Origin of the sequence: Staphylococcus sp. LCT-H4 (assembly GCF_001866145.1) — a bacterium.
Taxonomy (GTDB): Bacteria; Bacillota; Bacilli; order Staphylococcales; family Staphylococcaceae; genus Staphylococcus; species Staphylococcus succinus.
On sequence record NZ_MODY01000004.1, the window covers coordinates 92,861 to 115,366 of the forward strand.

Consider the following 22,506-nt stretch of genomic DNA (forward strand, 5'->3'; position numbering starts at 1 on the left):
TATATATTATGTTTCGTCTACCTTTTAAATGATAGCGTCACATCTATCGTTATTCGCGTTTCAATATGTTGTTGTTGAATCATTTGATTTAATTTATTCATCGATACTTCTCCTGCTTGTTCAAAATGATAAATTACTGTACTAATAGATGGAGATACAATTTCGGTAACGGGATCTCCGCCAAATCCAACAATAAGTTGATTTTTTAATTGATTTTTATGCTCCGAGGTGAATTTATGAACTGCTAATGCAATCGAATCTGTAGCACCTACAACTGCGTCATAATGCGTATGGGTTTCCAATTCACTGGCAACATCTATCATCGCTTCTTTATAATTAAAGGAAGTATGCGAAATATGAGGTGTAATACCGTGTGTTCTCAAACCCGCAATCAAGCCTTCTTTTCTATGTATACCAACTGCAATATCACTTTCTGTTACACCAAAGAATTGGACATCTTTATATCCTTTTGTTCCTATAGTGTCACCCACAAGGTATCCAGCATGAAAATCATCATGAATAATACAATGTAAGTCTTTATGTTCTTGACCCACGATAATAACCGGTACATTAATTTTATTAATGACTTCTAAATGTCTTTGTGTAATTTCTGTAGCCATCAATATAATACCGTCGACTTTACTTCTGTAAAAAGTTTCTAAGGCATCTATCTCCAATTCAACATCTAAATTGGTATAATTTAGCAATAACCTATAGTTTAAATCATTACACACTGATTTTACGCCTTTTATCGTTTCATCTACTGCATAAGAATTCATTCTAGGTATAATTGCACCAATCATATTTGTTCTATGCGCTCTTAAACTTTGGGCAAATTGATTAGGTTGATAGTCATTTTCTTGAATGATTTTATCCAATTTTTGCTTTGTTTTTACACTTACCGACCCGTTATTTAGATATCTAGAAACAGTACTCTTTGATACGCCAGCAATTTTTGCAATATCAGCAATATTTTTCATAGTCTTCTCACTCTCATTAATTAGCTATTGTAAACAGTATTCATTCTATCATATTGCAACCGCTTTAAATACTATTTAAAACAAAAACCAACTTAGATAATTAAGTATATAACTCCTAATTATTGCAAGTTGGTTTATGCTTTGTTTTATTCAGATTTTTGAATCGTAATCGTCCATGAAGCATCGTCTAGTTGTTCGTAGTTCGTTATAGGATAACCTTGTTCTGCTGCCCAGTTTGGTAATGCCTCTGTAGCTTGCGTGCAGTCAAAATCTATTTTTAATTCATCACCGTTATCTAACGTGTTCATTTTCTTCTGAGCTTCAATTAAAGGGAATGGACAAACCATACCGACTGTTCCTAATTCATATACCATTATGCATTTCCTCCTTCAAAATTAAGTTGTTTGCGTATGAGAAGATACTGTATTTTTTTCTGTTTGTGATGCACTTTGCGCTTTCTTCATTGGTCTAATAAAAATAAAATAACTCATGAACCATGCGCCTAATATCATAGATACGAGTGCAATCCAACCTTTCCAAGACATCGTTGCTGTTTCAACTAAGCCGTTGCCAATTGAACATCCGCCTGCTACTGAAGCACCAAATCCCATGCAAATACCACCAATGACACTATTACGTATCGTTTTCTTATCTGGCAATCTCCATTTAAATTCTCTTGAGCCTCTAGCTGCAATATAAGATCCTAAGAATATCCCAAGCACAAGGAATACGCCCCAGTCTATTAGTTTTGTATCACCTGTCACTAAAAATTGAATTATATTCGCTGATGGCGTCGTTATACCTAATCCATACATTCTACCTGTCGTTTCACTTACAGGCCATGCAAGTAACGCAATTAATCCTACCGCAATGGCTGCAACAAATGGGTGGTATTTTTTTTCAAATAAATAATGGCGTACACCTGTAAATTTTTGTTTTAATTTTGGTACTGCAAATTTAGGTTTTGGTTTACGTAACGTTTTAGTTACAAAAATCACTGTAATGATTGTTAATAACGCTACCCATACCCAAGTAGGAATACCTGTCGTTTGTGACATACTTGTATTTACTGTTGTCGGTTTATTCAAACCATTCATTAATGGTAACAGAATACCAAATTTAGTTGCAGCTGAAGTAAATGCGTAAGCTATCAGTGCTAACCAACTTCCGATTAATCCCTCTCCTGCTCTATACCAAGTACCTGTTGCACAGCCACCTGATAAAATAATACCTATACCAAAAATAAATGAACCGATAACCGTACCAATAATTGGATACGTTGATTCTGGAATTTGAACCATTCCAGTAGATGTCAGTATCAGTAACCCAATACTTTGAACAGTTATTGCAATCAATAAGGCATAAAACATTTTATTGTTTTTTTGCACATACATATCTCTAAATCCACCTGCTAAACAAAACCTTGTCCTTTGCATAACAAAGCCCAAAAGTGCTCCCACAACAAGACCACTAATTATTAACCAAGTCATTCCATAACCTCTTTCCCGATAAAATCAATAAGATTAATGATATTAGAAATTGTATAAAATTTCAACCTCTATACTCATATACTTCATCAGAAAAAGTTGTTTCTAAATATTATTACAAATCAAGCGCGAAAATTAATTACAATTAATGAAGCTTTGTAATACGAGATAATGCATTCAATTGTCAATTTAACTTAACCCTCATCTTGTAATCCAATGCAAAACACTTATAAAAAAGCTAGCTTACTCAATACACAACGCATTGTATCACGTCTAGTATTGATCATAAGCTAGCTTTACTTTACCTATATTATTTATTGCTATAATTTTTCATAAAGAATAATAACGACTGTAATTCAATCCCTAAATCAATATGATGTACTTGAACATCAGATGGCGTTATTACACGACTCGGAGTAAAGTTTAATATACCTTTCACACCTGCTGCTACTAAAGTGTCTGCCACTTGTTGTGCTACATCTTCAGGTGTGGTCAATATGACAATATCTATATCTTCTCGTGTAAGTATGTCAGTAATTTCATTATATGCACTTACACTGACATTACCTATTTCTGTCCCTATTACTTCATCTCGTATATCAAAAGCTTCCGTTATCGTCATCTCATCATGTATAGAGAAATTATAAGTTAATAATGCTTTCCCTAAATTCCCTACACCTACGATTGCAATCTTAATTTCGTCATTTTCACTTATTTCATTTTTAAAAAAATGTAATAAACTATCTATGTTATAGCCATAGCCTTTTTTGCCAAGCTCACCAAAGTATGAAAAATCACGACGGATAGTTGCAGAATCAATATTTAATCCTTCACTAATAGCTTTTGAATTAACTCTATCAATGCCTTTAGATTTCAATGTATTGACGAATCTATAATACAACGGTAAACGTTTCAATGTGGCACGAGGAATCTTTTCGCTTTGATTAGCCAAGATGTTGTCCCCCTATTTCATTATCTAATACTGAATAATCTTATAATCACTACAACATTATACATTAATGACTAATAAAAATAAACACTGATAGTTTTATCCAAGCCTTGAATACTGTAGAATGATAATGAATAGAGAGGTGCAAATCAGATGATACTATTACAACTTAACGACATATCAAAATCATTCGATGGAGAAGACATTTTTAATAATGTAAATTTCGAAGTTAAAACTGGCGAACGTATAGGCATTGTAGGTCGAAACGGTGCCGGAAAATCTACTTTAATGAAAATTATTGCTGGCGTCGAAGATTATGATACTGGACAAATTTCTAAAATTAAAAATCTTAAATTAGGTTATTTGACCCAACAAATGACTTTAGATACGAAACAAACTGTTTTTGAAGAAATGTCAAAGCCATTTGAACATATGAAGCAAATGGAAATGGAAATGAAGAAAGAAACAGATTGGTTAGCACAGCATGCAAATGAATATGATACCGAAGATTATAAATATCATATCGATCGTTATGAATCATTATCTAATCAATTTGAGCAACAAGAAGGTTACCAATATGAAAGTAAAATTAAAACTGTACTACATGGTTTAAACTTTACAGAAGCGGATTTTAATCGTCCTATTAATGATTTTAGCGGAGGACAAAAAACACGTTTATCACTAGCACAAATGCTACTAAGTGAACCTGATTTATTACTATTGGATGAGCCTACTAACCATTTAGATATGGAAACAACGCAATGGCTTGAAGGTTACCTTAATTACTTTAAAGGTGCTATCGTCATTATAAGTCATGACAGATACTTCTTAGATAAAATTGTCAATCAAGTATATGATGTAGCGCTTGGAGATGTGCAACATTATGTAGGTAATTATGGTCAATTTATAGAGCAAAGAGATAAATACTATGAGAAACGTATGCAAGAATATGAAAATCAGCAAGCTGAGATTAAACGTCTTGAAACGTTTGTCGAAAAAAATATTGCTCGTGCTTCGACTACTGGTATGGCCAAAAGTCGACGTAAAATGCTAGAAAAAATTGAACGTGTGAGCAAACCTATGATTGATGCTAAAAGTGCGAACATTCAATTCGATTTCGATCGAAACACAGGTAACGATGTCTTCCATATAAAAAATTTAGAAATCGGTTATGAAACTCCAATAACTAAAGGCATTAATATGGAAATCACTAAGGGCGATCACGTAGCTATTATTGGACCCAATGGTATAGGTAAATCAACCTTAATCAAAACTATCGCCGGTATACAAGAGAAGTTAAATGGTGAAATTACCAAAGGTGCTAATTTAAAAATAGGCTATTACGATCAAAAGCAAGCTGAATTTAAATCAAATAAAACAATTCTCGATTACCTTTGGGATCAATATCCTACAATGAACGAAAAGGATATTCGTGCTGTTTTAGGACGATTTTTATTCGTTCAAGAAGATGTAAAAAAAATAATTAATGACTTATCTGGTGGCGAAAAAGCTAGATTACAATTAGCATTACTTATGTTAGAACGCAATAATGTACTCATCTTAGATGAACCTACCAACCACTTAGACATTGATTCAAAAGAAATGTTAGAGCAAGCTTTAGACCATTTTGAAGGTACAATATTATTCGTCTCGCATGATCGTTACTTTATAAATCAATTAGCAAATAAAATTTTAGATTTAGACCATGATGGCGGCACAATTTATTTAGGTGACTATCAATATTATATTGAGAAATTAGAAGAAAAAGCAGCTATTCAGGCGAAAAAAGAATTAGATAATCCTTCACAGTCGGATATTGTAGCTCAACAAAGTAATACTTATATTGATCAGAAACAGCAAAAACGTGAGCAAAGACAAATTGAGCGAAAAATAGAGCAATGTGAAGTACAAATTGAAAGTTATGAACAAGAAATTAGTGACCTCAACGAACAACTCACCTTACCTGATATTTATTCAAACCCAGACAAAGCAAATGACATAGCAATTAAAAAAGCAACAGCCGAACAGCATTTAGAAGAAGTTATGGCTGAATGGGCAGAATTACAAGAAATGTTGTTATAACACACATTAAGTGTATCAAAGTGAAAGTAGACTATTCTACTTTCACTTTTTTTATTATATAATTCTACCTTCATTCTATTCACAATGAATTTCCCTTTGTTATGGCTATCCACAGAGTTATCCTAGTTATCCACAGGAGAATTCGAAACTTTTCTTGTTTTTAATTTTCAGAAATCGGAGCATATCCACATAGATAACCACCACTTATCCACACGTTATACACTTTTTGTTGATAAGTACGCATGTTCCCTATTGACTTTTAAACAAACGCAACATGTCTTTGTACAAACTGTCATTTGTTCAAATCAAACAACCATGTCATAATTAAAGTGTATTGTTTCGCAATATTAAGAAAGGAATGACCTTATTTATGCCCACACTATTATGGTTTTTTATCGCCTTTGTTATAGCTGCTATTTTAATCACATTAGCATCAAAAATCATAGGTAATAAAAAACTAAAACACAATATTCAATCTTTATGGGATAGACGAAAACCTTTAGAAAATTTTATACGCCCTTATCACAGATATAGTTATCAATATGATTCTTTCAAGCATCAATATGATGCGCACATTCTTTTAGATGATAAAACATGGTCTGATTTAAATATGGATGCTGTATTTGATAAGATGAATTTTAATTTCACTGCAATTGGTGAAATGAGATTATATGCTGCATTAAGACGTATGTTCGAAGTTAAAGATAGTAAACTGATTAGACATTTCAAAACAGATGTTTCTTTTAGACAGCAGGTTTCTTTCCATTTAGCACAAATAGGCAAAGCGATTTACCCTATGTTTCCTAACCAATTATTGTATGTAAAACGCAATAATTTTTTCATGCTATGTACATACTTACCTTTGATTTTTTTAATCGCGACATTTTTTGCCCCAAGTGTCGGGATAATATTAACCATTTTTTCGTTAATTTTTAACATGATTTTAAGTGGTTCGTTAAAAAAACATTTGATCAAGATTTAAATTCCATGTTTTATACGTCAACCGTTATTAAAAAGGCTTATGATATACATAATTTAGAACAAGCACCTAAATTAAATGTTAACTTCAATCATTTTAAAACGGCACGCAAATTTAGTGGATTGTTAGGTCGCATTAATTCTAATGATGAAGCTTTTGTTATTGCTATGCTATTTAAATTAATGTTTATGTTGGATTATCAAATATTCCATTTAATTCAAAAGAGTTTCAAAACTTATGATGAAGAAGTTATGGCTTGTTATGAGTACATCTCTAGTATCGATAATCATTATTCCGTCGCATTATGGAGAGAAACGTTAAATAATCACACTGTTCCTGAGCGCACACAAGCTGATGTTCTTGATTTTGATGAGCTAACTCATCCCCTTATTTCTGAAGCTATCTCAAATGATTTAAAAATAAAACATCCTATCTTACTCACAGGATCAAATGCATCGGGTAAATCTACTTTTATGAAAGCAGTTGCGTTAAACCTTGTCTTAGCACAAACTGTAGACACTGTTACAGCATCTCGCTTCACTTATAAGCCAGGTTTAGTCTATACTTCAATGGTCAATCAAGATGATATATTATCAGGTGATAGCTATTTTATGACAGAAATCAAATCGATAAGACGTTTATTTGAGCTTCATTCCCAAAGTAAAGTATATTGTTTTATTGATGAAATTTTTAAAGGTACTAATACAACCGAACGTATTGCCGCTTCAGAATCGGTATTGAGTTATTTAGACCAACTTTCTGGCTATCACGTTATCGCAGCTACACATGATATTGAACTATCCTCATTATTAGAAAAAACCTATGAGAATTTTCATTTTAATGAATCCATAGCTGATGATAACATTGTCTTTGACTATAAAATCAAAGCGGGTAAAGCAAACACACGTAATGCGATTGAACTGCTAAGAATCATGGACTTCCCACATCAAATCTATAATCGCGCCAAGTCAAAAGTAGACTGATTATATAAAGAAGGCCCTTTTATTTTGATAAAAGGGCCTTCTTTATATTGATTTATTCAGCATTAATCATCCAAGTTACACCAAATGGATCATTAAACATACCATATAGTTTAGACCATTCCGTTTTACCTAATGGCATTGTCGCTTTACATCCACCTTCGATGGCTTTATTAAAAAATGCCACCGCTTTATCCTTATCCGCTTCATTCGTATAATCAAATGTAAAAACTGCAATTGCACCACTATTATCTATCTTTTTATTGTCCATTGTATCACTACAATAAAACGTTTCACCTAATATTTCAAAAGATGCATGCATCGTAAAATCATCATCAACTTGGTATTCCTTAGGCATATCGTCAAACATCTCATCATCTCCACCGAGCCGTTGAATATTCGTTGCACCTAAGTGTTTTTCATAAAAGTTCAAAGCTGACAAGCTATTTTGAAAGTTAAAATATTGAATTGATTTCATCTATAATTCCTCCTTTAAATTTCATTTATTTGCGCAGTTTTACTATCTATAATTACAAATTACATTTTTTAATTCTACTTATAGCTATACCCTTTTACAGTTCGTATAAAAACGTTTCAATAAATTATCCCATTGTCCTTTAAAAAATATCCAAAGTAAAAGGCCACGTTACTATTTACGTAACATGGCCTTTCATTTTAAACCTCAAACACTTGGGTTTATTTACACTGTTCGTTAGTGTCTATTTAATCGTTACAACACGAGGTTAATCATAACTATATTGAAAAGGATTCAATATCCATGCTGTTAAATCCATTTAATGTCATATCAGCTGTTAAGCCTGCTTGATATAAATAATACCCTGCTGCTCCAATCATTGCAGCGTTATCTGTACACAATGCTGGGCTTGGTATAGACAATGCAATATTTTGTGAAGCACACGCTTCTACTAGATTTGAACGTAATCCTTTATTACTAGCTACGCCTCCAGCAACAAGAAGTTGTTTCACATTATAATGTTTACAAGCCGAAATTGATTTCCCTACTAATACTTCTACCACACTGTTTTGAAAACTTGTAGCCACGTCCGCATGATTAATCTTTTCACCTTTTTGACGTAAATTATGCAGTTTATTGATTACTGCGCTTTTCAATCCACTAAAGCTAAAATCATAGCTATCTTTATCGAGCCAAACTCTCGGAAAATGATAACTATCCTGCCCTTCACTTGCTAGACGATCAACTTGAGGCCCACCTGGATAATTAAGACCAATCGTTCTTGCCACTTTATCATATGCTTCACCTACAGCATCATCTCTCGTTTCACCAATCACTTCAAAACTCAAATGGTCTTTCATATATACGAGTTCTGTATGACCACCTGAAACAATCAATGCCATTAATGGGAACTGTAAGGGCTCCTCTAAATTATTTGCATAAATATGCCCAGCAATATGATGTACAGGTACTAAAGGCTTATCATAGGCAAAAGCTAAAGCTTTGGCTGCATTAATACCTACGAGTAACGCACCAATTAATCCTGGACCTTGTGTCACTGCAATTGCATCAACATCGTTCATTGTAATCTCAGCCTCAATAAGCGCCTCATCAACAGTTGTTGTAATTCCTTCAACATGATGGCGACTTGCAACTTCTGGAACTACACCACCAAAACGCTTATGGCTCTCTATTTGACTTAATACGATATTTGTTAATATTTCAGTACCATTTTTAATAATACTTACACTTGTTTCATCACAACTCGACTCTATTGCTAATATTAATGTTTCTTTACTCATTTAAATTCACCCACATTACTAACGCATCCTCACCTTGACCATAATAATTTTTTCGTTTTCCTCCAAATTGAAAACCTAAGTTTGTATAGACATGTTGTGCAACATCATTATCTACACGTACTTCTAAACTCATTACGTCACATTTTGTTTGTACATAATTCATTGCATATTTTAATAACAATTGCCCTAGACCATAGCCTCTATATGCTTCATCAATGGCAACCGTCGTTACTTGTGCTTGATCAATTACTATCCATACGCCAATATATCCTATTATTTTGTCCTTAAACTCTACAATGAAATAATGCGCAAATTCATTTTGTTCTATTTCATGATAAAACGCATCAATCGTCCAACTACTATCATTAAAACTATTTCGTTCAATATCAAATACTTGCGGCACATCACTTTTAGCCATTAAGCGAATATTTAGTTCTTGTTCTTCTGGTTTAACCAATTACGTTCAGCCTCAGATAATTTAATATAGTTTGGTTTAAATTGATGGACATTTGCAGGCGTATTTATAAGTGTTTTCATTAGTTTGGCTTGTGGTATGTTAGGTTCACAAGAACTATCAAGTAAATGATTTAAATGTTCGGTATCTATGCCTATAAATTTATATGCTTGCCCTTTTTCGTGTAACAATGATAGTAATTCCTTTATAGGTAAGTATTGATCTGCTTCAACTTCTACTATTTGTCCAGCTTGATATTGATATATCCCGGTATATACTGCTTCACGTCTAGCATCAAAGATTGGAACAATCAAGCGTCCATCTTCTTCAGCAGTAGCTGCTAAAGCTTTAAGTGATGATACGCCATATAATTCTGTATTTAAAGCATAAGCCAATGTTTTGGAAACTGTAACCCCTATTCTCAAGCCAGTATATGAGCCAGGTCCCTCTGCCACAACAATTGCATTAATATCTGTTTTATCTAATTGACTTTCAGCAATAACTTGCTCTATCGCAGGCATTAACTGTACAGAATGATTCTTTTTTAAATTCGAATTAATTTCACTTAGCACATTATCATCTTGCATCACTGCAACTGACATCGGTTGATTCGATGTATCAATCATTAGATAATTCACTTTCAACTGCCTCCTTTATTGTTGAATAATGATTGCCTTCAGCTATCATTTCAATACTCCGTTCTGTGTTACCTATTGTTGTAATATTTATTGTTAAATGAGTTGAAGGTAAAAATTCTTCTATAAATTGGCTCCACTCAATCAAAATGACCGCCTCATCTTCAAAATACTCATCAAATCCTAAATCTTCTTCCGAATTTTCTAATCTATAACAATCCATATGATGTAATTTCAAATTTGTACCTTGATATGACTTAATAATATTAAATGTTGGCGAATTAATATTACGCTTCACACCCAAAGCTTTACCAATCATTTGACTCAGTGTAGTTTTCCCTGCACCTAAGTCACCATTGAGTAAAATCAAATCACCTTGAGATAAGTGCTTCGCTAACGTTTCACCAAACATAGCCATATCATCTAAACCCTTGATATTAATGACGTCCCTCTCCTTTTTATCGCCAGTTCTCAATTTATTGAGATTACTGGCGGTTATGCATGAGTTTGCTCATGTATACTTCTTAAACAGTTCTCAATTTATTGAGATTACTGGTGGTTATGCATGAGTTTGCTCAATATAAGTAATATCTTCGCTAACATGAATTTCTGTAATGAATATACCAATAGTTTCTATCTACAATGTAAAAGATTATAAGTGAATTGAAAGAAATTATTGATGCTTCTATTAAATTAACTCTTATAGTTTAACAAATTTTTAAGCATTTTACGTCACAGCGATACAACTTCTTAGTTAAACTTAAAATAGTTAGAATTGAAAGAAAATTGCAAATAATTGTTGACACACCCCCTACATTGTAGTAAATTTAATTTATCAAATTTTTAGATATTTCAAACAAATCAAAAATAATAAACCATTCTATCGAGAGGAGTATAATAAAATGACCCAAAATTCAATGCACTACAAACCAACAACTTCAAATATTTTAGTCATTTTATTATGCTCGTAGGACTGGAACTTTAGTAAAGCAACTACTAAACGTTTAAGTCCTATTTCTAGTTGAATGGGACTTAAAAGCGTCCCAATTATTTATTGGGACGCTTTTTTATTTTCAATTTTATGGGGGAATTATACATGAGAAGCGATATGATCAAAAAAGGAGATCAACAAGCTCCAGCAAGAAGTCTTTTACACGCTACAGGTGCATTAGAGAAACCAACTGATATGAATAAACCTTTCGTAGCTGTTTGTAATTCATACATCGATATTGTTCCAGGACATGTTCACTTAAGAGAATTAGGAGATATAGCTAAAGAAGCAATTCGTGAAGCTGGTGCTATTCCTTTTGAATTCAATACTATTGGCGTAGATGATGGTATCGCAATGGGACATATTGGAATGAGGTACTCTCTACCTTCGAGAGAAATCATTGCAGATGCTGCTGAAACAGTAATTAATGCACATTGGTTCGACGGTGTATTTTACATCCCTAACTGTGACAAGATTACTCCAGGTATGTTACTTGCATCAGTAAGAACAAATGTACCAGCTATATTTTGTTCAGGTGGTCCAATGAAAGCTGGCTTATCTTCTGAAGGTAAAGCATTAACATTATCTTCAATGTTTGAAGCAGTTGGTGCATTTAAAGATGGTTCTATTTCAAAAGATGAATTTTTAGACATGGAACAAAATGCTTGCCCTACCTGTGGTTCTTGCTCAGGAATGTTTACAGCTAACTCGATGAACTGTTTGATGGAGGTCTTAGGCTTAGCATTACCATACAATGGTACAGCATTAGCAGTCAGCGACCAACGTAGAGAAATGATAAGAGAAGCTGCATTCAAATTAGTAGATAATATTAAAAATGATTTAAAACCTAGAGATATCATTACTGAAGACGCAATTGACGATGCTTTCGCATTAGACATGGCAATGGGTGGTTCTACAAACACTGTATTACACACATTAGCTATCGCAAATGAAGCGGGCATTGATTATGATTTATCTAAAATCAATGAAATTGCTAAGAAGACACCGTATCTTTCAAAAATTGCTCCAAGTTCTTCATACTCAATGCACGATGTTCATGAAGCAGGCGGCGTACCAGCAATTATAAATGAATTATTTAAAAAAGAAGGTACATTACACCCTGACCGTGTTACAGCAACAGGCAAAACGCTTAGAGAAAATAACGAAAACAAAGAAATTTTAAACAGTGATGTTATCAGACACTTAGACAATCCCTATGATAAACAAGGTGGTCTTTCAATACTCTATGGTAATTTAGCTCCAAACGGTGCAGTTATTAAAGTCGGTGGTGTTGATCCTTCAATTAAAGTATTTAAAGGTAAAGCAATTTGTTTCGATTCACATGATGAAGCTGTAGAAGCAATTGATAACCATGTTGTTCGAGAAGGACACGTCGTTGTTATTCGATACGAAGGGCCTAAAGGTGGTCCAGGAATGCCTGAAATGTTAGCACCTACTTCTTCAATTGTCGGTAGAGGCTTAGGAAAAGATGTAGCATTAATTACAGATGGTCGTTTTTCAGGAGCAACTAGAGGTATTGCAGTAGGACATGTATCTCCTGAAGCAGCATTTGGTGGTCCAATTGGGTTAATTAGAGATGACGATGAAATTATCATTGATTTAACAAACCGTACTTTAGATGTAGATGTTTCGACAGAAACTTTAGATTCTAGAAAGCAAGACTTGAAACCTTTTAAAGCCAAAGTAAAAACTGGTTACCTTGCGCGTTACACGGCGTTAGTTACAAGTGCAAATACAGGCGGCGTTATGCAAGTACCCGAAAACCTTATTTAAGGAGTGAGAACAATGTCTAAACAAACAAAAACGCTTGATTATGAAATGTCAGAAAATTTCGATTATTTAGAAGCTGCTGAATCCATAGAACCAGAAGTTGAATTAGAACAAGAGACAGTAGATAAAATGAGATCTGGTTCAGAGTTATTAGTCGAATCACTAGTAAATGAAGATGTTGACTTTATCTTTGGTTATCCAGGAGGCGCTGTGCTCCCATTATACGATACATTTTATGATGCTAAGATCAAACATATCTTAGCAAGACATGAGCAAGGTGCTACACATGCTGCTGAAGGATACGCACGTGTATCTGGAAATACCGGTGTTGTAGTCGTGACGAGTGGCCCAGGAGCTACAAATGCGATTACTGGTATTGCTGATGCTTACAGTGACTCATTACCCTTGGTAGTTATAACAGGACAAGTTGCAACACCAGGTATCGGTAAAGACGCCTTCCAAGAAGCAGATTTATTGTCAATGACGACGCCTATCACAAAACATAATTATCAAGTAAAAAATGTAAGTGATATTCCTAAAATTATTCATGAAGCTTTCCATATCGCTAATACAGGTAGAAAAGGACCAGTAGTTATAGATTTCCCTAAAGATATGGGTGTGCTCTCAACGAATACACCGGTAACTGATGAATTAGAACTTCCGGGTTATTCTATTCCTGATAAACCTAAGAAAGATGATATTCAAAAATTACGTGACTACTTGAAAAGTGCAAAAAAACCAATTGTACTTTCTGGCGCTGGTATTAATCATGCAAAAGCAAATAAAGTATTCACAGAATTTGTAAATAGACATCAATTACCTGTAGTAAGCACCCTTCTTGGCTTAGGAGCAATTCCTTATGAACACCCCCTATTCTTAGGAATGGGAGGTATGCATGGATCATATGCTAGTAACATGGCATTAACAGAATGTGACTTACTCATTAACTTTGGCAGTAGGTTTGATGATAGATTAGCAAGTAACCCTGACGAATTTGCACCAAATGCCAAAATAGTCCACGTTGACATTGATCCTTCTGAAATAAATAAAGTGATTAAAGTAGATTTAGGTATTGTTGCCGATTGTAAAGCAACTTTGGAAGCTTTATTAGATTTTGAAAGTTATTCTATTAAACATGAAAATTGGTTAGAAACGTGTAATTCGAATAAGGCACAACATCCTTTTACTTATAAAGATGATGAAGATGGTACTTTCTCTAAACCACAACGTACGATTGAATATATTGGAGATATCACAAATGGTGATGCAATTGTAACCACTGACGTAGGACAGCATCAAATGTGGGTTGCACAATTCTACCCATTTAAAAATCACGGTCAACTTGTTACAAGTGGTGGTTTAGGTACTATGGGATTCGGTATACCATCAGCGATTGGTGCTAAGTTAGCTCAACCTGACAAAACAGTTATTGCCTTTGTTGGTGATGGTGGCTTCCAAATGACCAATCAGGAAATGGCTATTTTAGACGAATACGGTATTAATATTAAAATCGTATTAATCAATAATGGTACGCTAGGCATGGTTAAGCAATGGCAAGATAAATTCTTTAATAAACGTTTTTCTCACTCAGTATTTAATGATCAACCAGATTTTATAAAATTATCTGAGGCTTATAATGTAAAAGGTTATCTAATAGATGATCCAACACAATTAGAACAACAAATTGACGAAGCTTTCCAGTACGACGGTCCAGCTTTAATTGAGGTTCGCATTTCACCAGTTGAAACAGTATCTCCTATGGTACCAAGTGGTAAAGCTAACCATGAGATGGAGGGACTATAAATGAGAAGAACTTTTAGAACTAAAGTAAGAGACAAGGCAGGTACTTTAAACAGATTAACAAGTATCTTTGTTCGTAGACAGTTTAATATTGTTACGTTATCTGCCACGCCTACACTAGAAGAAGGAACCTCTGATATCACTTTTGTAGCTGAAGTGCCTGATACAGATGTATTACGTAATCTAATACAACAATTAGAGAAACAAATTAATATTATACATGTAGAAGACATTACAGATACAAATACTTATAACAGAGAACTCGTACTTGTTAAATTGAAAACACCAAAAGATCAAAATGAATTACAAAAAGTTATTAAACCGTATGATGCGCTAGTATCTATTCTGAAAAATGAAGAGCCTTTTACGTATCTTCAGGCATCAGGTCCACAATATACGATGGATAATCTATTAGATGACCTATCATCATATCAAATTGAACAAGTTTCTAGAACAGGTTCAGCTGGTATTATCTAGCTAAATTTTTTAGAAAATTGCAAATACTTAAATAAAAAACATGGAGGATTTAATTATGACAACAGTTTATTATGACCAATCAGTAACAAATGACGCTTTACAAGGTAAAAAAGTAGCTATCGTAGGGTATGGTTCTCAAGGACATGCCCATGCTCAAAATTTAAAAGACAATGGTTATGATGTAATTATCGGTATCAGACCTGGACGTTCTTTTGATAAAGCTAAAGACGATGGTTTCGAAGTATATCCTGTAAATGAAGCAGCAAAACAAGCTGATGTCATCATGGTTCTTTTACCAGATGAAATTCAAGGGCAAGTATATAAAGAAGAAATCGAACCTAATTTAGAAGCCAATAATGCATTAGTTTTTGCTCATGGATTTAATGTCCATTTCGATGTTATCCAAGAACCTGAAAATGTAGACGTATTCTTAGTAGCACCTAAAGGGCCTGGACATTTAGTTCGTCGTACATTCGCTGAAGGTAGTGCAGTACCTGCCCTATTCGCAGTAGAACAAGATGCTAGTGGTCATGCTAGAGACTTAGCATTAAGTTATGCTAAAGGCATTGGCGCAACACGTGCTGGTGTACTTGAAACTTCATTCAAAGAAGAAACTGAAACAGATTTATTTGGTGAACAGGCTGTACTTTGTGGCGGCGTAACTAAATTAATCCAATCTGGTTTTGAAACATTAGTAGAAGCTGGTTACCAACCTGAAATTGCATATTTCGAAGTATTACACGAAATGAAACTTATCGTTGATTTAATGTATGAAGGCGGTATGGAAAACATGCGTTATTCAATTTCAAATACAGCTGAATTTGGTGACTACGTTTCTGGTCCTCGTGTTATTACACCAGACGTTAAAGATAATATGAAAGCAGTATTAGAAGATATCCAAAAAGGTAACTTCAGTGATCGTTTCATCAAAGATAACGAAAATAACTTTGAAGAATTCCATAGATTACGTGAAGAACAACATGGTCATCAAATCGAAGCAGTTGGTAAAGACCTACGTGAAATGATGCCATTCATTAAATCTAAAAGTATTGAAAAATAAAATTTAGCACTAAAAAGTTATGATAACTAAAGAGTTATTAATTGGATGAAGTGAATTCCCTATCAATGATAGCGTGATATCACTTTTCCACTTATAACTCTTCACTTATTACAATTTCATGCTTTTATTAAGTTACTAGTTACTAATTATTGTGAGGAGATGTTGAAAATGAGTAGCCATATTCAAATATTTGATACAACACTAAGAGACGGCGAACAAACACCAGGTGTTAACTTTTCATTCGATGAACGGTTGAAAATTGCAAAGCAACTTGAAAAATGGGGCGTCGATATTATTGAAGCAGGATTCCCTGCATCAAGCACAGGTAGTTTTAAATCTATAGAAGCCATTTCTAAAGCATTAACTACAACAGCTGTTTGTGGATTAGCACGTTGTGTAAAAAAAGATATAGATGCAGTTTATGAATCAACTAAAGAAGCAGCAAAACCAAGAATTCATGTATTTATTGCGACAAGTCCTATACATCGAGACTCTAAACTTATGATGTCTAAAGAAGAAGTATTAGCATCTATCACTGAACACGTATCATATGCTAAGCAATATTTCGATATTGTTCAATTTTCACCAGAAGATGCTACAAGAACGGAATTGCCCTTCTTAATAGAATGTGTTCAAACAGCTGTTAATGCCGGTGCTAGTGTTATCAATATACCTGATACTGTTGGATTTAGTTATCCATCAGAATATGGTCAAATTTTCAAAACACTTCAAGAATCAATAACTGCAAATCATGATGTGATTTATAGCGCACATTGTCATGATGACCTTGGACTAGCAGTAGCAAATAGTATGGCAGCAATTGAAAATGGCGCAAAACGTATTGAAGGCACTCTAAATGGTATTGGGGAACGTGCAGGTAATACAGCGCTTGAAGAAGTTGCTCTTGGCCTTTACGTTCGACAAGATCATTACAACAATCAAACTCAAATTAATTTAGAAGAAACGAAACAAACATCTGATTTAATTGCTAGATTTGCAGGTATTCGAGTCCCTAGAAATAAGGCGATTGTTGGCCAAAATGCATTTAGCCACGAATCAGGCATCCATCAAGACGGTGTACTTAAGAATCCTGAAACTTATGAGATTATGACACCTCAACTTGTTGGAGTAAATACAACAGCGTTGCCGCTTGGTAAACTTTCAGGTAAACATGCTTTTGCTGAAAAGCTAACAGCTCTAGGTTATGAAATTGGAACTGAAGAACAAAAATCTCTCTTCAAACAATTTAAAACAATTGCTGATAAGAAGAAAGCTGTTACAGACCGTGACATACACGCTTTAATACAAGGTACTGAGCACGAGCAAAATGCAATCTATCAAGTTGAAAATCTACAATTACAATTTGTATCAAACGGTTTACAAAGTGCTGTCGTGGTGATTAAAGATAAAGATGGACATACCTATCAAGATTCAAGTATTGGTACAGGTTCTATCGTATCTATTTATAACGCAGTGGATCGCATCTTTAATCGTGAAACTGAACTTTTAGATTATCGCATTGATTCGGTAACTGAGGGTACTGATGCTCAAGGTGAAGTACATGTACAGCTTAAAATTGACGAGCAAATTGTTACAGGTGTAGGTATTGATCACGATATACTACTTGCTTCTTGTAAGGCATATGTCGAAGCTCATGCTAAATATGTAACCAACGCTGCAAAGAAAGAAGGTATACATTAATGAGTTATAAGATTGTAGCACTTCCAGGTGATGGCATTGGCCCAGAAATTTTAAATGGGTCGTTAGAAATTTTAGAACTTCTAAGTCAATCATTCAATTTTAATTATGAATTAGAGAAACATGATTTCGGCGGTATCGCTATAGATAACCATGGCATACCACTTCCAGATTCAACATTAACCGCATGTAAAAATGCAAATGCAATCCTTTTAGGTGCTGTGGGGGGACCTAATTGGACAGACCCAAATAATAGACCGGAACAAGGTTTATTAGGCATACGCAAAGCCTTAGGTCTATTTGCAAATATACGCCCCACTACAGTAACGAATGGCACGAGTCATTTATCCCCTATTAAAGAAGAACGCGTTGCAGGTACAGATTTCATTCTCGTAAGAGAACTCACAGGTGGTATTTATTTCGGAGAACCTAAAAAATGGGATGACAACAATGCGCTTGATTCACTCACTTATTCACGTACTGAGATAGATAGAATTGCTAGAGTAGCTTTTGATTTAGCTCAAAAACGTGATAAAAAACTAACTTCAGTCGACAAAGAAAACGTCCTTTCATCCAGTAAATTATGGCGTAAAGTAATTAATGATGTTGCACAAGATTATCCAGAAGTGGAAGTTAATCATTTACTTGTTGACGCTTGTGCCATGCATTTAATTACAAACCCATCTCAATTTGATGTTATTGTTACTGAAAATTTATTTGGTGATATTTTAAGTGATGAAGCTTCAGTGATTCCTGGTTCCTTAGGTTTGTCACCATCAGCAAGCTTTAGTGAACGCGGTCCAAGACTTTATGAACCAATTCATGGTTCAGCACCTGATATTGCTAATCAAGATAAAGCTAATCCATTTGGTATGTTACTGTCAGTGGTAATGTGTCTGAGAGAGAGTCTAAATGAATTAGAAGCTGCTGAAAAATTAGAAACGATTATATATGAATTAATAAAAGATGGTAAAACTACTAGTGATTTGAACGGTAAATATAAAACGTCAGAAATTTTTAATTTTGTTAAAGGTAAAATATAAAAAGGAGGAGATGTCATATGGGTAAAACACTATTTGATAAAGTTTGGAATAAGCATGTCTTAACTGGTAAAGAAGGTGACCCACAGTTATTATATATAGATTTGCACCTTATACATGAAGTTACATCTCCTCAAGCATTTGAAGGACTTAGAATTCAAAACAGACAATTACGTCGCCCAGATTTAACTTTTGCAACACTAGACCACAATGTACCAACAGTAGATATTTATAACATTAAAGACGAAATAGCAAATAAACAAATCACTACATTGCAAGACAATGCTAAAGCATTTGGCGTTCATATTTTTGATATGGGATCCGATGAACAAGGTATTGTGCATATGGTTGGACCAGAAACTGGCTTAACACAACCAGGTAAAACAATTGTATGTGGCGATTCACATACAGCAACACATGGTGCTTTTGGAGCTATTGCTTTTGGTATTGGTACAAGTGAAGTTGAACATGTATTTGCCACACAATCACTTTGGCAAACTAAGCCAAAAAATCTCAAAATTGATGTTAACGGCAAATTACCAAATGGCGTTTACGCGAAGGATATTATTCTGCACTTAATTAGTCAATATGGTGTAGATTTCGGCACAGGCTATGCTTTAGAATTCTCTGGTGAAACAATTCGAAATTTATCTATGGACGCAAGAATGACCATTTGTAATATGGCTATTGAAGCCGGTGCAAAATACGGCATGATGCAACCAGACGAAACTACTTTTGAATATGTAAAAGGTCGTCCTTATGCAACTAATTTTGAATATTCAGTAGATGAATGGCGTGAGCTGTATAGTGATGATGATGCCGTATTTGATAAAGTCATCGAAATGGATGTAACAGACTTAGAGCCTCAAGTCACTTGGGGAACAAGCCCAGAAATGGGCGTAAGCTTTAGCACACCCTTCCCTGAAATACAAAATGTAAATGATGAACGTGCTTATAAATATATGGGGCTAGAACCTGGCCAAAAAGCTGAAGATATTGATTTGGGTTATGTATTTTTAGGTTCCTGTACGAATGCTCGCCTATCTGATTTAGTAGAAGCAAGTCATATCGTTAATGGTCATACCGTACATCCTAATATCACTGCAATAGTTGTACCTGGTTCACGTACTGTTAAGATTGAAGCAGAAAAGCTCGGTTTAGACAAAATTTTTAAAGAGGCAGGTTTTGAATGGAGAGAACCTGGATGTTCAATGTGTTTAGGTATGAACCCTGACCAAGTGCCAAATGGTGTACATTGTGCCTCAACAAGTAATCGTAATTTTGAAGGCCGACAAGGTAAAGGTGCAAGAACACACCTTGTATCCCCAGCAATGGCAGCAGCTGCAGCAATCAAAGGTAAATTCGTAGATGTTAGAAAGGTGGTTGTATAAAATGGAGATTAAACCAATCACAACCTATACTGGAAAAGTAGTTCCACTTTTTCATGACAATATTGATACAGACCAAATTATACCTAAAGCCCATTTGAAAAGAATTTCCAAAACCGGGTTCGGCCCTTTTGCTTTCGATGAATGGCGTTATTTAGATGATGGAACAGATAATCCTGATTTTAACCCAAACAAGCCTGAATATCGAGATGCCACGATTTTAATTACTGGAGATAACTTCGGCTGTGGCTCAAGTCGTGAGCATGCTGCTTGGGCCCTAAAAGACTATGGCTTTGATATTATCATTGCCGGTAGTTACAGTGATATCTTTTATATGAACTGTACTAAAAACGCAATGCTACCAATTATTTTAAATGAAGATATAAGAAGATATCTAGCTGAGGCTAAGGAAATTACAGTAAATTTACCAAATCAAACTGTATCAACTTCTGATAAAACTTTTAGCTTCGATATAGATGAAACGTGGAAAAACAAACTTGTTAATGGCCTAGACGATGTCGCATTAACTTTGGAATACGAAAATGAAATAAAAGCCTATGAAACTGCTAAAACGTTCTAGTAATATAAATATATAAAGGTGTGAAATTTATGACTGTAAAAACAACTGTTTCTTCAAAAGATATCGATGAAGCTTTCTTACAATTAAAAGATATTGTTAAAGAGACACCATTACAAAAAGATCATTATTTATCTCATAAATATGAATGTAATGTATACCTAAAAAGAGAAGATTTACAATGGGTAAGATCTTTCAAACTTAGAGGTGCTTACAATGCGATTGTAACCCTAACTGAAAGTGAAAGACAAAGTGGTATTACGTGTGCAAGTGCAGGCAACCATGCGCAAGGTGTAGCATATACTGCGAGTAAATTAAATTTGAATGCAGTTATCTTTATGCCTGTAACTACTCCACTTCAAAAGATAAATCAAGTTAAATTCTTTGGTGGTGAAAACACTGAAGTCATTCTTACAGGTGATACTTTTGATGATTGCTTAAAAGAAGCACTCCTGTATACAGAAGATAATAAAATGAATTTTATTGATCCCTTTAATAATATTTATACAATTGCAGGACAAGGTACACTTGCTAAAGAAATTATTGAACAATCTAAAGAAGACAATGTACAATTTGATTATTTATTTGCTGCTATTGGTGGCGGTGGACTCATTTCCGGTGTTGGTACTTACTTTAAAAATCATTCACCTCAAACCTCAATAGTAGGCGTAGAACCTGCTGGAGCCAGTAGTATGTATCAATCCGTAGTTGTTGAAAATCAAATCGTAACATTACCTAATATTGATAAGTTTGTAGATGGCGCTTCAGTAGCTAGAGTAGGTCAAATCACTTATGATATTGCTAAAGATGTAGTTGATGATTATGTTCAAGTCCATGAAGGAGCAGTATGCACAACAATCTTGGATATGTATTCAAAACAAGCAATTATAGCAGAACCTGCTGGCGCTTTAAGCGTAGCTGCGCTTGATCAATATAAATCACAAATTAAAGGTAAAACAGTTGTATGCGTAGTTAGTGGTGGTAATAATGATATTAACCGCATGAAGGAAATAGAAGAACGTTCATTGTTATTTGAAGAAATGAAACACTATTTTATATTAAACTTCCCTCAACGTCCTGGTGCTTTAAGAGAGTTTGTTAACGATGTACTTGGTCCAAAAGACGACATTACTAAATTTGAATATTTGAAAAAATCATCACAAAATACAGGTACAGTAATCATAGGCATACAATTATATAACCATGCAGGTTTAGATAATTTAAAAGCCAATGTTGATGAATTTGATTCCTCAAATATTTATATCAATGAAAATAAAATGCTTTACTCACTTCTTATTTAAAAGCTTAGCAATCATGCTAAGCCTTTTTTTTATAGAACCACTTCTCAATTTATTGAGATTA

The 22,506-nt window shown here is 34.2% G+C and carries 19 protein-coding genes and 1 pseudogene; 11 read left to right on the forward strand and 9 right to left on the reverse strand.

What is annotated here, in order from left to right; genetic code table 11:
- Positions 1-17: 17 nt before the first annotated feature.
- The 4 genes from BK821_RS11440 to BK821_RS11455 all read right to left on the reverse strand — a co-directional run bounded on the left by BK821_RS11440 (position 18) and on the right by BK821_RS11455 (position 3,419).
- On the reverse strand, positions 18-980 hold the full coding sequence (locus tag BK821_RS11440; protein WP_046838129.1) for a LacI family DNA-binding transcriptional regulator: 963 nt from the start codon (positions 978-980) through the stop codon (positions 18-20).
- Between the two features lie 146 nt (positions 981-1,126).
- Positions 1,127-1,354 carry a sulfurtransferase TusA family protein gene (locus BK821_RS11445; RefSeq protein ID WP_046838128.1) on the reverse strand — a complete coding sequence of 76 codons (228 nt, stop codon included), beginning with the start codon at positions 1,352-1,354 and terminating at the stop codon, positions 1,127-1,129.
- Between the two features lie 21 nt (positions 1,355-1,375).
- A complete protein-coding gene (locus tag BK821_RS11450; RefSeq protein ID WP_046838127.1) occupies positions 1,376-2,470 on the reverse strand; it encodes a YeeE/YedE family protein in 1,095 nt (364 codons plus the stop codon).
- Positions 2,471-2,777: 307 nt separating this feature from the next.
- The gene (locus BK821_RS11455) at positions 2,778-3,419 is read right to left on the reverse strand and encodes a redox-sensing transcriptional repressor Rex (RefSeq protein WP_046838126.1); all 642 of its coding nucleotides are present in this window, start codon (positions 3,417-3,419) and stop codon (positions 2,778-2,780) included.
- A 150-nt stretch (positions 3,420-3,569) separates the two neighbouring features.
- Between BK821_RS11455 and BK821_RS11460 the strand changes: the two genes are divergently transcribed.
- A complete protein-coding gene (locus BK821_RS11460) occupies positions 3,570-5,498 on the forward strand; it encodes an ABC-F family ATP-binding cassette domain-containing protein (RefSeq protein WP_071331693.1) in 1,929 nt (642 codons plus the stop codon).
- A gap of 370 nt (positions 5,499-5,868) precedes the next feature.
- Positions 5,869-7,460: pseudogene (locus BK821_RS11465) on the forward strand (MutS-related protein).
- 52 nt (positions 7,461-7,512) lie between these two features.
- Here the strand turns inward: BK821_RS11465 and BK821_RS11470 are convergent.
- The 5 genes from BK821_RS11470 to tsaE all read right to left on the reverse strand — a co-directional run bounded on the left by BK821_RS11470 (position 7,513) and on the right by tsaE (position 10,740).
- Positions 7,513-7,935 (reverse strand): VOC family protein, encoded by a 423-nt coding sequence (locus BK821_RS11470; RefSeq protein WP_071331694.1) that lies wholly within the window; start codon positions 7,933-7,935, stop codon positions 7,513-7,515.
- A gap of 275 nt (positions 7,936-8,210) precedes the next feature.
- The gene (tsaD, locus tag BK821_RS11475; RefSeq protein WP_071331695.1) at positions 8,211-9,233 is read right to left on the reverse strand and encodes a tRNA (adenosine(37)-N6)-threonylcarbamoyltransferase complex transferase subunit TsaD; all 1,023 of its coding nucleotides are present in this window, start codon (positions 9,231-9,233) and stop codon (positions 8,211-8,213) included.
- Positions 9,226-9,690 (reverse strand): ribosomal protein S18-alanine N-acetyltransferase, encoded by a 465-nt coding sequence (gene rimI / locus BK821_RS11480; protein ID WP_046838121.1) that lies wholly within the window; start codon positions 9,688-9,690, stop codon positions 9,226-9,228. The genes tsaD and rimI overlap by 8 nt, the downstream gene beginning before the upstream one ends.
- A complete protein-coding gene (tsaB, locus tag BK821_RS11485; protein ID WP_071331696.1) occupies positions 9,663-10,325 on the reverse strand; it encodes a tRNA (adenosine(37)-N6)-threonylcarbamoyltransferase complex dimerization subunit type 1 TsaB in 663 nt (220 codons plus the stop codon). Before tsaB ends, rimI begins: the two co-directional genes overlap by 28 nt.
- On the reverse strand, positions 10,306-10,740 hold the full coding sequence (gene tsaE, locus BK821_RS11490) for a tRNA (adenosine(37)-N6)-threonylcarbamoyltransferase complex ATPase subunit type 1 TsaE (RefSeq protein ID WP_046838119.1): 435 nt from the start codon (positions 10,738-10,740) through the stop codon (positions 10,306-10,308). Before tsaE ends, tsaB begins: the two co-directional genes overlap by 20 nt.
- A gap of 678 nt (positions 10,741-11,418) precedes the next feature.
- Here tsaE and ilvD point away from each other — a divergent pair.
- The 9 genes from ilvD (at position 11,419) to ilvA (ending at position 22,445) form a co-directional block, all read left to right on the forward strand.
- Positions 11,419-13,107: a dihydroxy-acid dehydratase gene (ilvD, locus tag BK821_RS11495; protein WP_046838145.1), complete on the forward strand. Its 1,689-nt coding sequence runs from the start codon at positions 11,419-11,421 to the stop codon at positions 13,105-13,107.
- A 12-nt stretch (positions 13,108-13,119) separates the two neighbouring features.
- The gene (gene ilvB / locus BK821_RS11500) at positions 13,120-14,907 is read left to right on the forward strand and encodes a biosynthetic-type acetolactate synthase large subunit (protein ID WP_071331697.1); all 1,788 of its coding nucleotides are present in this window, start codon (positions 13,120-13,122) and stop codon (positions 14,905-14,907) included.
- Positions 14,908-15,381 carry an acetolactate synthase small subunit gene (ilvN, locus tag BK821_RS11505; protein ID WP_046838147.1) on the forward strand — a complete coding sequence of 158 codons (474 nt, stop codon included), beginning with the start codon at positions 14,908-14,910 and terminating at the stop codon, positions 15,379-15,381.
- Between the two features lie 55 nt (positions 15,382-15,436).
- Complete coding sequence (gene ilvC / locus BK821_RS11510; protein WP_071331698.1) at positions 15,437-16,441, forward strand: ketol-acid reductoisomerase; 1,005 nt, start codon at positions 15,437-15,439, stop codon at positions 16,439-16,441.
- 168 nt (positions 16,442-16,609) lie between these two features.
- Entirely contained in the window at positions 16,610-18,142 is a 1,533-nt protein-coding gene (locus BK821_RS11515; protein ID WP_046838149.1) for a 2-isopropylmalate synthase, read from the forward strand.
- Complete coding sequence (gene leuB / locus BK821_RS11520) at positions 18,142-19,182, forward strand: 3-isopropylmalate dehydrogenase (protein WP_046838150.1); 1,041 nt, start codon at positions 18,142-18,144, stop codon at positions 19,180-19,182. The genes BK821_RS11515 and leuB overlap by 1 nt, the downstream gene beginning before the upstream one ends.
- Positions 19,183-19,199: 17 nt before the next feature.
- Entirely contained in the window at positions 19,200-20,570 is a 1,371-nt protein-coding gene (gene leuC, locus BK821_RS11525; protein ID WP_046838151.1) for a 3-isopropylmalate dehydratase large subunit, read from the forward strand.
- A gap of 1 nt (position 20,571) precedes the next feature.
- Positions 20,572-21,147, forward strand: a complete 576-nt coding sequence (gene leuD / locus BK821_RS11530) for a 3-isopropylmalate dehydratase small subunit (protein WP_046838152.1) — start codon at positions 20,572-20,574, stop codon at positions 21,145-21,147.
- Between the two features lie 29 nt (positions 21,148-21,176).
- Positions 21,177-22,445 carry a threonine ammonia-lyase IlvA gene (gene ilvA, locus BK821_RS11535; protein WP_046838153.1) on the forward strand — a complete coding sequence of 423 codons (1,269 nt, stop codon included), beginning with the start codon at positions 21,177-21,179 and terminating at the stop codon, positions 22,443-22,445.
- Positions 22,446-22,506: the final 61 nt, after the last annotated feature.

Excerpts from the sequence above, each read along its gene's own strand:
- ilvB (WP_071331697.1), top strand. The coding sequence starts at position 13,120 with ATGTCTAAACAAACAAAAACGCTTGATTATGAAATGTCAGAAAATTTC.
- BK821_RS11450 (WP_046838127.1), bottom strand. The coding sequence starts at position 2,470 with ATGACTTGGTTAATAATTAGTGGTCTTGTTGTGGGAGCACTTTTGGGC.
- ilvA (WP_046838153.1), top strand. The coding sequence starts at position 21,177 with ATGACTGTAAAAACAACTGTTTCTTCAAAAGATATCGATGAAGCTTTC.
- BK821_RS11460 (WP_071331693.1), top strand. The coding sequence starts at position 3,570 with ATGATACTATTACAACTTAACGACATATCAAAATCATTCGATGGAGAA.
- BK821_RS11440 (WP_046838129.1), bottom strand. The coding sequence starts at position 980 with ATGAAAAATATTGCTGATATTGCAAAAATTGCTGGCGTATCAAAGAGT.
- ilvN (WP_046838147.1), top strand. The coding sequence starts at position 14,908 with ATGAGAAGAACTTTTAGAACTAAAGTAAGAGACAAGGCAGGTACTTTA.
- leuB (WP_046838150.1), top strand. The coding sequence starts at position 18,142 with ATGAGTTATAAGATTGTAGCACTTCCAGGTGATGGCATTGGCCCAGAA.
- BK821_RS11445 (WP_046838128.1), bottom strand. The coding sequence starts at position 1,354 with ATGGTATATGAATTAGGAACAGTCGGTATGGTTTGTCCATTCCCTTTA.
- BK821_RS11470 (WP_071331694.1), bottom strand. The coding sequence starts at position 7,935 with ATGAAATCAATTCAATATTTTAACTTTCAAAATAGCTTGTCAGCTTTG.
- leuC (WP_046838151.1), top strand. The coding sequence starts at position 19,200 with ATGGGTAAAACACTATTTGATAAAGTTTGGAATAAGCATGTCTTAACT.
- BK821_RS11515 (WP_046838149.1), top strand. The coding sequence starts at position 16,610 with ATGAGTAGCCATATTCAAATATTTGATACAACACTAAGAGACGGCGAA.
- leuD (WP_046838152.1), top strand. The coding sequence starts at position 20,572 with ATGGAGATTAAACCAATCACAACCTATACTGGAAAAGTAGTTCCACTT.
- tsaE (WP_046838119.1), bottom strand. The coding sequence starts at position 10,740 with ATGGCTATGTTTGGTGAAACGTTAGCGAAGCACTTATCTCAAGGTGAT.
- ilvC (WP_071331698.1), top strand. The coding sequence starts at position 15,437 with ATGACAACAGTTTATTATGACCAATCAGTAACAAATGACGCTTTACAA.
- tsaD (WP_071331695.1), bottom strand. The coding sequence starts at position 9,233 with ATGAGTAAAGAAACATTAATATTAGCAATAGAGTCGAGTTGTGATGAA.
- ilvD (WP_046838145.1), top strand. The coding sequence starts at position 11,419 with ATGAGAAGCGATATGATCAAAAAAGGAGATCAACAAGCTCCAGCAAGA.